Origin of the sequence: Vibrio sp. T20, from assembly GCF_007858795.1 — a bacterium.
Lineage (GTDB): Bacteria > Pseudomonadota > Gammaproteobacteria > Enterobacterales > Vibrionaceae > Vibrio > Vibrio satsumensis.
Genome location: NZ_VFEB01000045.1, coordinates 226418 through 238866, shown reverse-complemented (window position 1 = coordinate 238866; position 12449 = coordinate 226418). Strand labels below are relative to the sequence as shown.

At 43.4% G+C, this 12449-nt stretch carries 9 protein-coding genes; all 9 read left to right on the top strand.

Annotation, left to right across the window (positions count from 1 at the left end):
• The first annotated feature begins 10 nt into the window (after positions 1-10).
• Genes FTW16_RS02830 through FTW16_RS02790 form a run of 9 tightly spaced genes read left to right on the top strand, consistent with a single transcriptional unit; the run spans position 11 to position 12418 of the window.
• On the top strand, positions 11-2578 hold the full coding sequence (locus FTW16_RS02830) for an MFS transporter (RefSeq protein ID WP_146489970.1): 2568 nt from the start codon (positions 11-13) through the stop codon (positions 2576-2578).
• Positions 2575-3573, top strand: a complete 999-nt coding sequence (locus tag FTW16_RS02825; RefSeq protein ID WP_146489969.1) for an ABC transporter substrate binding protein — start codon at positions 2575-2577, stop codon at positions 3571-3573. The genes FTW16_RS02830 and FTW16_RS02825 overlap by 4 nt, the downstream gene beginning before the upstream one ends.
• A complete protein-coding gene (locus FTW16_RS02820; RefSeq protein ID WP_146489968.1) occupies positions 3560-4288 on the top strand; it encodes a transporter substrate-binding domain-containing protein in 729 nt (242 codons plus the stop codon). Before FTW16_RS02825 ends, FTW16_RS02820 begins: the two co-directional genes overlap by 14 nt.
• A 3-nt stretch (positions 4289-4291) precedes the next feature.
• The gene (locus FTW16_RS02815; RefSeq protein WP_146489967.1) at positions 4292-5239 is read left to right on the top strand and encodes a type VI secretion system-associated FHA domain protein; all 948 of its coding nucleotides are present in this window, start codon (positions 4292-4294) and stop codon (positions 5237-5239) included.
• Positions 5236-5724: a type VI secretion system lipoprotein TssJ gene (gene tssJ, locus FTW16_RS02810; protein ID WP_146489966.1), complete on the top strand. Its 489-nt coding sequence runs from the start codon at positions 5236-5238 to the stop codon at positions 5722-5724. The genes FTW16_RS02815 and tssJ overlap by 4 nt, the downstream gene beginning before the upstream one ends.
• A gap of 41 nt (positions 5725-5765) precedes the next feature.
• Positions 5766-7097: a type VI secretion system baseplate subunit TssK gene (tssK, locus tag FTW16_RS02805; protein WP_146489965.1), complete on the top strand. Its 1332-nt coding sequence runs from the start codon at positions 5766-5768 to the stop codon at positions 7095-7097.
• The gene (gene icmH, locus FTW16_RS02800; protein ID WP_186728015.1) at positions 7097-8299 is read left to right on the top strand and encodes a type IVB secretion system protein IcmH/DotU; all 1203 of its coding nucleotides are present in this window, start codon (positions 7097-7099) and stop codon (positions 8297-8299) included. The genes tssK and icmH overlap by 1 nt, the downstream gene beginning before the upstream one ends.
• Before the next feature lie 2 nt (positions 8300-8301).
• Positions 8302-11694: a type VI secretion system membrane subunit TssM gene (tssM, locus tag FTW16_RS02795; RefSeq protein ID WP_146489963.1), complete on the top strand. Its 3393-nt coding sequence runs from the start codon at positions 8302-8304 to the stop codon at positions 11692-11694.
• On the top strand, positions 11684-12418 hold the full coding sequence (locus FTW16_RS02790) for a protein kinase domain-containing protein (RefSeq protein ID WP_261383401.1): 735 nt from the start codon (positions 11684-11686) through the stop codon (positions 12416-12418). Before tssM ends, FTW16_RS02790 begins: the two co-directional genes overlap by 11 nt.
• Positions 12419-12449 lie beyond the last annotated feature (31 nt).

Sequence of the window (12449 nt, the reverse complement as noted above, 5' to 3'; positions counted from 1 at the left end):
GCCTTAGCTAATGAGCAGTAAGACCAGCCAAACCTTGACCAAACCTTCATTACTTAACTTGTCGCTTCGGGTTAAGTTGATGTTTGCCATCATGGCGGTCTTACTGTTCTCGATAGCGTTAAACGCCACACTGAACTATTTCAACTTTGAGAAAAGACTGACTGAAACATCTGATTCTATCTATGAGATAGTCTTGGAGGAGACTCATAACGATATTAACCAAGCGATCAGCCTAGGCTTACCTCTGTCTGCCATCTCCAATATTCAGAATATGCTAGATCGCCGCCTCCAAATTGTTGATGGTATTACTGCTTTGGTGGTTGTCTCTACCTCTGGAGAACAACTGTTTGGTACCGGAGAAGGAACTCAGCAAAGTGATCGTCAGCTATCACTTGATATCACCAACTCTTTTGGCTTAGTCGAGGGTCAAGTAAAACTCTACTACTCCACCACTCTATTAGAGCAGCAAAAGACCTTCTTACTTAAACTTCAGTTTCTCTATTCTGCAATTTGGATTCTGCTTTCGTGTTTAGTGGCGTTTGTCGCGTTGAAATACCTATTGGAAGGTATTGTTGGTAGAGTAAAAAGTGCAACCGCCATCTTTGAGTCTGAGCCCGGTTCAGATGAGTTGCTGCCAACGATCACACAAGCTCACAAAGCGCTTCAATCTCCGAACTCGTTATCTAAGTTTGAGAAGTTTAAAAACAAACACTTTCCCGTGTTTATTATCTCCCTTGCAATCTTACTTACCATCATCGCCAACTTAGGGGTTTCATACCAATCTCTAGATAAGTTTTCTCAGATATACGAAATCAAGCTTGAACAGAAATCGAACCTAATTGGCGATTCATTAAATCAAATGATAAAGGGACTACTTGATAAGGGAGTGCCTGACGACAGGCTGTATGGCTTAGAAGAAGAGTTTGCGTTCTTCGTCGATCATCACAGCGAGATTCTATCTATTAACTTTCAAGGGCAATCTGGAACAACTTATCGCTATCCTGAGGTTTATGTGGAGCACCCTTCTATTCGCGAGTCTACGTTCACGCTTAATAACAGCCACACGATTCAGTTGAATGTCACAACTGACAACAATTTGATCATCAACCTGCTCAAAGAGAGCGTCATGGATATGATTACCGTGTTGGTTGCCTCTTGCCTTGTGGTGGCCGAAATCATTCTGTTCATGTGTAACTTCATGATCATCTCACCTTGGAATCAGGTAAAGCGTGTCTTTATGCTAGTCAACCGAGACATTGTGAATCATCTTGCGAAGATCTCGACTCGAGATGAGATTGGTAAACTGCTCAATCTCACCAACCAAGCGATCATCAAACTGAATCCCAACCAACCATCTCAAGATATTGATAAACAAGATTTTCGATTCATTCGTTTGCCGCTGTTTTTATTGGTGTTCTCTGAAGCGTCTTCGCTGGCCTTTTTTCCCAGATTCGTCTCTTCGCTGGAAAACACTACTGGCTGGATTCCTGAAAACCTTGTCACGAGCTTACCCATCTCCCTATTCATGTTGTGCTGGGCTATCTCACTGCCATTTGCGGGTTATTGGTCAGACAAAGTAGGTAGAAGACATTCGTTAATGACAGGTGGGCTCATTACGTGTATTGGCTTAGTGGCTACCGCTTTCATTCAATCACTAGAATTGTTGTTGATCGCTCGTGCCTTTACCGCGGTTGGTTACGGCATCGTGTTTATTTCAGCTCAGGGTTATGTCTCTGATACCACCAATGACTCGAACCGGACAAAAGGCATGGCGACCTTCCTGTCGTCGTTCTTCTCCGGCTCTCTATGCGGCGCTGCGATTGGTGGGATCCTTGCGGAAAAACTCGGCTATTCAGAAACCTTTATGCTAGCTGGATTGTTAGCCACGCTCAGCGTGCTGTTAGTTTATGTGTTCTTTGAAAAGTCCAATAGCAGTAATTCAAGTAAACCCGTCAAGTTGCAAGACTTCAAACTGCTGTTGAGTAACAAGTACTTCGCGTTAATTACTGTCTTCAGTGCTATCCCCGCAAAGATAGTCCTTACAGGCTTCCTTTATTACATCTGCCCTGTTTACCTGCAGTTTCTTGGAGAAAGTAGCTCTGTATCGGGACGCGTAATAATGGCTTATGGCCTCGCGATCATTCTAATTTCACCGTTGAGTGCCATTTTAGTCGACAGGCTCAAAAACAAAATGGCGTTTATCTTCATTGGTGGGCTACTCTCTGCGCTCGCTCTACTCAACTTCTATTTCTTCCAAGGCACACTGGGGCTACTTCTGATCGTTATTATCATTGGTATTGCACACGGCATCTGTGTTTCTCCTCAAATACCTTTAGTCATCGACCTACTTTCTGGACAAGGCATCGAGAAAGGTAAAATCATCGGTATCTTTAGGCTTACAGAGCGTATCGGGAATATCGCAGGACCAATGTTAGCCGGCGTGAGCTTAAGTATTTTCGGTTACGACCAAACCATTATTATATTTGGCGCTTCCCTGCTCGTAAGTTCATTAAGCTTGATTCTGTTCTTCTCAATTTTTTTAAAGGCTGACAAACATAAGCTAGGAGTTCAATCATGAAAATGATCGTGTTCATTCTAAGCTTTATTTTGATGATTCCTGCAGCATTTGCTAATAGCGATGAAAAACACGTCATTCTTTTATTGTGGCGGGGAGTAACAGATGCTGAGCAAGGCTTCATGGACTATTTATCTCAGCATGTGGATGTGAGATTCACGATATTAGATGCCAACCGAGATAAGGCCGCGCTCAAGCAACACATCAAAGATTTAGAATATAAAAACGCAGATCTTATCTATTCATTTGGTACCACTATCACACTGAATTTATTAGGCACTTACTCCGAACCTAGTAATTTTAGAACAAACAATTCGACACCAGTCGTGTTTAGTATTGTTACCGACCCCGTCGGTTCTAATTTAATTTCTGATTTATCTTCGAAAGATAGAAATTTTACGGGTGTCTCACATATTGTCCCTCATGAAATACAGTTCAAAGCCATTGATAAACTGAATAACATTTCTAGCCTTGGGGTTATCTATAACGCTGATGAAAATAATTCGGTTATCACCGCAAATAAAATGATGGAGTTATCGGAAATTTATAATAAGCGTGTTATGTTGTACCCATTAAACATTGATAAAAGTAAGTCAAACAGCGACTTAATTAACCTCACGATAAATAATATGAAACGTGATGGTGTCGATATGGCTTATTTACCCCCTGATTCATACATCATTACCCAAGGAGGGGAAGTCGTATCAGGGTTACATTCGAAGGGTATCCCAACATTCTCGGCCACTGAGAGCCCGATAAGAAAGCATAAAGCCTTGTTTGGTATTGTGAGTCGTTACTACAACGTTGGTCAATTTTCCGGATACAAAGCGAAGAACATTTTGAAAGGAACTCAAAAAGCTTCAGACATACCAATAGAGTCACTCAGCCAATATTCTTATATTGTGAATATCGAAGCCGCACAAGAGCTCGACTATTACCCGCCAGTGTCCATATTGAAAATCTCTGAAGTGATAGGAAACTCTAATGATGTTAACTAGAGCCTCTACCATCAGATTATCGTTAGCCACTCTTATCCTCTCGGCATCTTGGTCGATGAGCGCTTTCGCTCAACTTAAAATTGGGCCATCAAGGCTATTACTGACAACTCAAGATTGGCCGCCATACCAAAGTTATGAAAACGCTACGATGCAAGGCATTGCTTTAGACAAAGTGAAGTGTGCCTTGGGCAAGATGGGACAACCCTACCAACTCACAATGACCACTTGGTCTGATGCACAGCTGCGCGTTCATAGTGGCAGTCAGCATGGATTTTTCGTTGCGACACAAACATCAGAACGTGATGAGTATGCGACGCTTTCAGCGCCAATCGCTAAACAGACTTTGAATTGGTATTTTGGTCCAGGAGTGGAGCCGAAGGTTGATGAATTGTCAAAGTTAAACCTCAACTTTTCTGCCAAATTTGGCTCAAACAAATGGTTTTGGCTAAAACGTAACGGATTTAACGTCGTTAAGCAGCCACGAGATGCTAAAGTATTACTAAGACTTTTAAAACAAAGGGAAATTGATGTTGTTTTAGAAGATGAGTTGGTATTCAAACGAGAGCTAGAACATGCCTCTCTACCACTCGATTACTTCAATTCGACGAACTTAGATACCAAGGATATGGGGGTCTACTTTTCGAATCGATTTCTTAAAACCTACTCAGGTTTCCTAGACAGTTTTAACACAGCCATATCCAAGTGCAAGGAGTAGCCATTGTCCATCAGTGTCCACATGATTTCTGTACCTGCTGAAGAGGTTGTTTCCTCTAGAGTGTCGTATCTGCCAGAAAGTGGCGGAAGTTTAGGTCGTTCTCCGTCATGTGATATTGCGCTTCCAGACCAAACAAAATGGATTTCCCGTACTCACTGTCAACTGTACCCAACAGACCGCGGTTACGTGATCAAAGACATCAGTAACAATGGTGTTTCGTTAAACGACAAATCACTGGCAAAAGAGAAAGAGTACGTTATTACTGATGGCGACATCATCAAACTAGGAGGTTACACGCTGCTGGTTAGCCTATTAAGTACCCCTAAGGTTGAGTCAACGAACAACAAACAGGATGACACTTTCATAGAACCTTTCAATTTAAAACTGGATGACAGCGACACTGACTTTCTCGATGAAGCACTAGAAGTTGCATCGACAAAAAAAGCATCAAACTTCTCTTCAAAAAATGTGTTGAGTGATGACCCTTTTTCGTCTGATCCATTTGAGGATCTTGACGATGAACAAGTTGTTCCGAACATTGAAGTGGATGAAATCGCTCATAGCGACACCAGCGCCCTATCCTCTGCAGAATTAGAGTATTTACCCGTCAATATCGAGAACAACACTCGAATTGAAGAATCAATCGACAAGCTCATTACCCTAACCGAGAAAAATCAGCAGTATTTACAAAACCCGCAGCTACAGCAAAAAGCCTTGTTTGACGCATTAGAGCAAACGGTTGATCAGTTCTTAAACGAATTTGCACCAAAACAGCTTGAGAACCAATTTAGTGAATACGTAAGTAGCGGCATTTTTAGCAATAAAGATAAAAAGTATTGGAAAATCTATCGCAAACACTTCCAACACCGCCAAGACAACGGAGACTTCAGACGTCAGTTCAAAGCACTGTTTATGGAGAACATGCAAAAGCAAAGTGAGGAGAGAGAATGAAAAGGCTCATACTCTTATCCCTTTGTTTACTCGTCGCAGCATGCTCGTCATCGGACCCTGTTCCGGTTGTGACTCAACACTCGCTGACGGTAAAAGCAGACGCGACAATCAACCAATACAACGACGATCAAGCCAACCCTGTTGTGGTTAGGCTTTACCAACTAACGGATCAACAGCTGTTCAAGCAGCTGCCATTTATTGATTTATACAATAATGACTTGCAGTTGCTCGCGGCAAACTTGGTTTCAAAACAGGTGTTACCTATCGTATTGCCAAACTCTGAACAAGCGGTGACGTTAGATATAAATAAGAACACGCAATACATTGCAGCACTGGTCGAATTTGCAGATTACCAAGATGGCACAACCAAAGCCGTCCTCATGATGCCCTCCGAACCAGAGCAAACTTTAGAGTTAACGATTACAGGGAAGAAAGCAGAGCTAGCCGTAATACAGCCAGACTCTAGCTGGTGGCAAATCTTTTAGTAAAACAGCCAACCAATAAAAATTATAGAAAAGGATTTTACGTGGACGCTTTCAAAAAAGTAGTGTGGCAAGAAGGGATGTTTATTGCGCCTCAGCACTTTCAGCAGCAAGACCGCTATGTGCAAAACTACATTCGTCAGAATATTGAAACACTGGCTGGGTTTGCCCCTTTCTTTGGCATCACCGAGTTAGTACTTAACCATGATCTATTAAAGATCGGTAAACTCTCTATCCCGAGCTGTTCCGGCGTGTTCCCTGATGGAACTCAGTTTAATCTCAAGCAAGAAATCGTTGTCGATATCCCACAAGGCACTATCGAAACCGTGGTCTATCTTGCACTGCCAATCTCTTTGCAAGGTAACAATGATTACAGCGAAGATGGTCAAGAGCAAAGCCGTTACATCACTCGTTCAATCAATGTTTTCGATACCTCAACCTCAGAAAACGCCAGCGTCGAAGTTGATGTCGCACAACTCAACATCGGCCTCAAGTTCGCTGGAGAAGACACCTCTGGTTTTACCCTAATTCCAGTCGCTAAGATCCTAGAAATCAGCGATTCCGACGAAGTGATGTTGGATCGTGCCTTTATTCCAGCTTGTTTGCACTATGGCGCGTCGACGCTGCTTAGCGAACGAGTAAAAGAGATTCATGCACTGGTAAGTAACCGTGCTCAAAACCTTTTGAAACGCATCGAAGCTGGCCAAGAGCAGAAAAGCCCGCAGTCTATGATGCAAGACTTCCTTTGGCTGCAAACGCTCAACACGTGGTTACCGTGGTTCGAACTAACCATTAGTAACACCAAATACCCAACTCACGAGCTATATTCAAAGCTAAAGCAGTTTGAAGCTCAGGTGATGGCGCTAACACCAGCGATCCCCGCTCAGTGTCAGCCTCTAAAATACGATAAGCTTTACGACAACTTTAACCCACTGTTTTCGAGCTTAAGAAACCTGCTGACTCTCGTCCAACAAGATTCTGTCATCGAGTTCAAATGGGACATATCTCTGTTTGAAAAACGCCGCTTACTTCGCACCCTTATCAAAGATCCAAGCAGCGTGTACAACCGTCGATTCGTTCTAAGTGTAAAATCCGATATCAGTAGTACAGAGTTAAATGAACTGTTCCCTATTTCCGCTAAGCTCAGCAGTAACAACAAGATTGTGGAACTGGTTCGAAGCTCCCTTTCTGGTATCTCATTAACCCCACTGCCTATTGCGCCAAGTGAGCTTAAACCGATGCAAGGTGTCGCTTATTTTGAGGTCGATACCAAAGACAGAAACTGGCTCGATATGCTCGACACTCGCGATGCCATTGCGCTGCATGTTGATGCTCGGATACCAACTCTCGAAGTTGTTCTTTACGCGTTGAGATAATGGCTATGGATTATTTAGACGAAGAAACACTGGTCATCGATAAAGCGTCAAAAGGCTCTGCCAATACAGAGTCTGACCAGGCTTTCTCTAAATTAGTCGCGGTGCACTCCACCAGCGCTCAAGAAGAGTTTCTGCGTCACTTTGATAAAGCAGAGAATCAACTGATCAATATCAGCAGTGATTTACTGACCAAAACACTCAAGATCTCAACCTTATCTGAACCAGATGACTTAACCGTTTTCCGTGAGCAATTTATTCAGGGTATTAACGATATCAAAGCTCAAGCGACCGAGTTAACCTACCCTGTTGCTGTTATTGATAAGCTCTGCTTTTTGTATGCAGTGGTGATTGATGAGTTCATCATTTATACCGAGTGGGGAGAGAAACGAGGCTGGGAAAATAAAACCCTACTGAGTGAACTATTTGGTATGCGTAACGGTGGTGAGCTGTTCTTCTCTGTTGCCGAAAAAGCAGCAAGACAGCCTCACAAACTAATTGATCTTCTTGAGATCATTTATCTCTTCATCAATATCGGGTTCAAAGGACAATACCGTGAAGGTGGTGCTGAGCAACTAAAGGCGTTTGTCCATCAATTAGAACAAACCATCAGTCAATATCGCACCGCCAGTGGCGTTCACTGCCGCACGAAGGTAAAGCTTCCTGACGTAAGAAAGCCGACTCGACGTAAACGTTACTTCATTACCAGCTTGTTCTTCTTTTGTTTGATAGCAACCAGTATCGGACTCACTGAGTTTTGGTACACCAAGACTCATACCCAGCGAGCTCGCGATTTCACCTTTTTGCCTAACTTTAGCGAGCGCTACGTATTATCTGGTGAAGTCAAAGACATCGTATTTATTAGCCAAGACAACGATCTTGAATCACCACCTCGTCATGCAAGTAAAGCCCAAGCGGTTGAGACATCACAGGTTACCAGCCAAGCACCAAGCACGGCCAATTGGTTGGTTCAATTAGCGACGTTCTCTAGTAAGAAAAATGCCCAAGCTTTTATCAACAATCTGTCGCCATCAGCTTATGAACCAATCATCTCGCCTTACAAGAAATACTACCGAGTGATATTGAGAGCGAACACCTCAGAAGAAGCGAGAAAAACCAAAGCATGGTATGTCGAAAACGACCAGATAAATGCCATTATCGTTCGCACTTCTGCGCATGACTTAAACAAGGAAGAGTCTAACTGATTATGCCGGATGCAAAACCAAACAAGTCAGGTAACGTAAAGAAAACGGTAGGTATCTCTGCTCTAGCCTCTGTCGCGTTTTTTACTGTCGCTTCTAGCGTCATTCTGTTAACACCCCTCAATGCATATCTGGTTTGGGCGCTTGCCACGGCTGCCATTCTATCAACCTTAGTTGGTGTCATATGCTACTGGATAGTGATTAAGCGCAGCACCAAGTCTGAGGAAGAGTCACTGGACAAAGAACTAATTCAGAAACGACAAAAGCAACTGGCTAACCATTTCAAGCGCATGATCAGTGGACAAAAACGTAAGACACGTTTAACGAGCCGCTATGACCAGCCTATCTATTTGCTGTTAAGCCAAAATCCGAACAAAGACAAAAGCATCATTACGCAAATGGGGTATGAGGCATATAAACTTGACGATTTCGGCAATGACATCGAATTCCCCATCCTATTTTGGGTTAGCGAGCATTCGATTTTAGTCTCTATCAGTATGGGTGAAGACCAACATCCCGAATATTTGAAAACACTGTGCCAATCCCTAACCGCGTGGCGACCAAGACAAGCAGCTAACGGCTTGCTGCTTACGACTGACGTGTCATCGCTATTAGAGAACAACGAGCAAATTACCCAACAGGCTGATGAACTTAAGTCGACCATTAAGACATTTAACCAAGCGTTTGGTGTCAGCCTACCGATTTACAACGTTATCTCAAACATGGGTAGCATCAGTGATTTTTGTCAGTTCTTCTCTGCTTTTGACGAGTCAAAGAGAGACGAAGTGTTTGGCGCCACTGCCCCTTATTCTAAACACGGCGGTATCGACGCCGATTGGTTTAATGATGAATATGACCACTTAATCAGTGAACTGATTGCCAATATGAGCAATGCGCTTGCTGGGCAGTTGAATCAAGATTATCGAAACTCCATCGCGAGCGCCCCATTCCAGTTTGGTTTATTGAAACAGAACTTGTGGTTGTTTTTAAATCGCCTATATCGCGGAGAACAACTCAGTGATGCGCTTCAATTTAGAGGCTTTTACTTCACTCACGATGGTCAAAGCTCCGCACAGTCAGACTTACTAGCAAGCACTGTTTCCTATTCTGTCGGTCACGAGCATTATCAGCAAAATGAGCAAATCCCGGTAAACCAAACCTTGTTCGCTCAATACTTGATGACGCATGTGATCTTGGCGGAGCACGAACTGGTCGGTGTGAACAAACGTAAAGAAAATACTCTTCTGGTTAACCAAGTGATGTTTACGCTCTCTTGGATAGGTTTGCTCGCCGCTGTATTGCTGGTAATTAAGTTTGATTTTGATTTCCAGAATCAGCGTGAGACCAGAGCTGACGTGATGCTAGAGCGTTATAAAGAAGCGATCTCTGCATCGCCGTACGACATTGAGAACATGGCCGATAACATCCCTAATCTGTTCTCACTGCAGAGAATCTACAACCTCTACAATCAACCAGAACCTTGGTATACCTTACCGTTTATGCCTAACCCAAGTATTAAGGCAGAGGTCGAAGAGGCGTATTTCGCCGAGTTACAGCAAGTTCTAATCCCTTCAATGGAAAACACGCTGGAGAAAGATCTCTTCGTCTATGTGAACTTAGAAGATCAGTCACAAACCCTCTCTTTACTTAATAACTATCGCTTACTCTTCAGCAAAGACAGAACCAACGTACAAGAGCTTAAAAACTACTACATTCGTACGCTGCAAGATCAAGGCGAAGCCGACAGCGTCAATATTGCTCAACTCGAAGTGCTGTTGGATGACATCTTTGCCCGTAATCTGACCCCAGTTAAATCAAACCATGATTTAGAAAGTTTAGCTAAGAAAGTCATCACTCAAACCGGTATTGAGACACTGCTGTACGAACACATTCAAAGCTCACCTGATTACTCAAAACGTGTCGATATTCGTGGCGAACTGGGTGATAACTTCAATTCGGTATTTAAATTCTCACCAAGTTTCGCTGGTTACCTAGTTCCGTATATCTATACACCAACCGGCTTTAATGAACTCGACTTATCGGTGAACTCCCCAACGTTAATGTCTGCATTGCAATCTTATGAAGGCGTGGCGGGGGCGTACCCTAGCGCATTGGAGCTTCACCGTATTAGCCGAGAACTCAAGCAGACTTACCAAAACGATTACATTAACTATTGGCATGACCTAATTCGTAATGTTGAAGTCAAAGAAGTTGCCGACCCGACACAGTTAAAAAATGCATTAACTAGCCTATCTGAAGCAAGCAATAACCCAATCGTTAGCTTGTATTCAACGATTGCTAAATACACCTATGTGGAGCTTGAAATCCCCGCTCAGGATGACAAAAAACAAGACCCTGCAAGCATGCCGATTCAAGATCCTGATAAGAAGGAATCCGCTCGTCAGATATCACTCAGCTTCCAAGCCTACAAAAAGCAAGTTACAGCTAATGACCAAGGTAAAAAGCCAATAGACAACCTACTTACAGCGTTTATCAATGCGAATAAGTGGGGAGATAAGTTCTACGAGGCCAAAGAGCCCCAGAAGGTCGCCTTTGATACGCTATCTGCGACTCTACAGGCTGGTAATCCTATTGCTACACTCGCGAACTTATCCAGCAATCACCTAGAAGTCGCAGAAGAACTGGTGAACAAGGTGGTCCACCAAAGCAATGAAACCGTGATGTCACTGGCTCATGACTATTTGAATACTGCTTGGTCGAACGAGATCTATCAGCCTTATCAACAACGTTTGGCTTCGTTTTATCCGTTCAATCGAAAATCAAAATCTGACGTGAGTGTCGCCGACGTTAAAGCCTTCTTCGTGACCAATGGAATCGTCGATAAGTTCCAGCAGACTCGCCTCAATAGCTTCATCAAGAACAGTGATGAAGCGCCCTATTTGCCGGGCTTATTGCCAGGGACTGGGTTGTCGATTACACCAGACGTTTGGACAATGATGGATAAAGCGGCTGATATTAAAAGTGCCCTGTTTTTGGCCGATCCGTCGAATGTGTTGATCAATTTCCAATTGAAAGCCGTCGATATGACACCGAACATTACGGAGTTTTCCATCATCTCAGATAAGCCCATCTTCACTTACCGACACGGCCCTACGCTGTGGAGCCAACAATCATGGCAAGGTGATGCGAAGTTCATCGAAAAACTCGGTGTTCAACTCAATGCACAAGACTCAACCATAGGCCAAGATACTGTGAAAGGTACATGGAGCTGGTTCCGCTTATTTGAGCCAAACGTGAACTTTACGTCTGCTCAAAACACCCAAGTTGAATTCGTCTATGGAGACAGTAAAGTGAAGCTCACCATCAAAACCCAAGGGCAATCAAACCCATTTGTCCCAGGGTTCTTCTCAGGGTTCTCTCTGCCAAGTGGAATTTAGTCGCTATCCGTCTAATAGCTCGCCCTCTTTACCGAGTCGAGCTAAACCCATCGAAGATGATGCCTCTTCTAACCAGACGAGTTCAACTGATGAACAGCTCAGACGTACGCTCCAAAAACATGGCTATACCGACCTTGCTCGCTTAAGCTCGCGAGTATTTAAAGCTCAACATCGTAGCTGGGGATTGGTCACCATCAAATATGCTCATGAGCTAAAACACCGCCACTATCTAAAACAAGAGGCAGAGTTTCTTTATTCCAACACTGATTTGGATACACAAGGCACTTACCCAAAATATCTCGACTACTTCTCTAACTACCAACAAGACTTTCTAGTACTTTCCCACATCAGTGGTCAAACACTGCGGGAGATACTAAACGACTCAAACCTACCTGAGTGTTCGTCTTTTCAATTTATTAGCTCACTAGAAACCGCTATAAACCAAATCCATAGAGTTGGATTCGTTCATGGTGATCTCAAGCCATCCAATGTAGTCATCAGTCAACGAGGACAGGCGCATCTTATCGACTTTGGTTCTGTCACCCAAATGGGAACGGATAGAAAAAAGCTTCGCTTTGATAGCTGCACCCCTCGATATTCTAGAGAGCACGCTATCACGAGTAAATTGGACGATTGGTTCGCACTTGCGGTCATACTGGAAGAACTGTCGGATGTAGGAAGCTTACCGAGTCGCTACCAGCTCCTTCTCAAACAGCACCGCTAAACGAATAACATCAAGCTGATACAAAAAAACG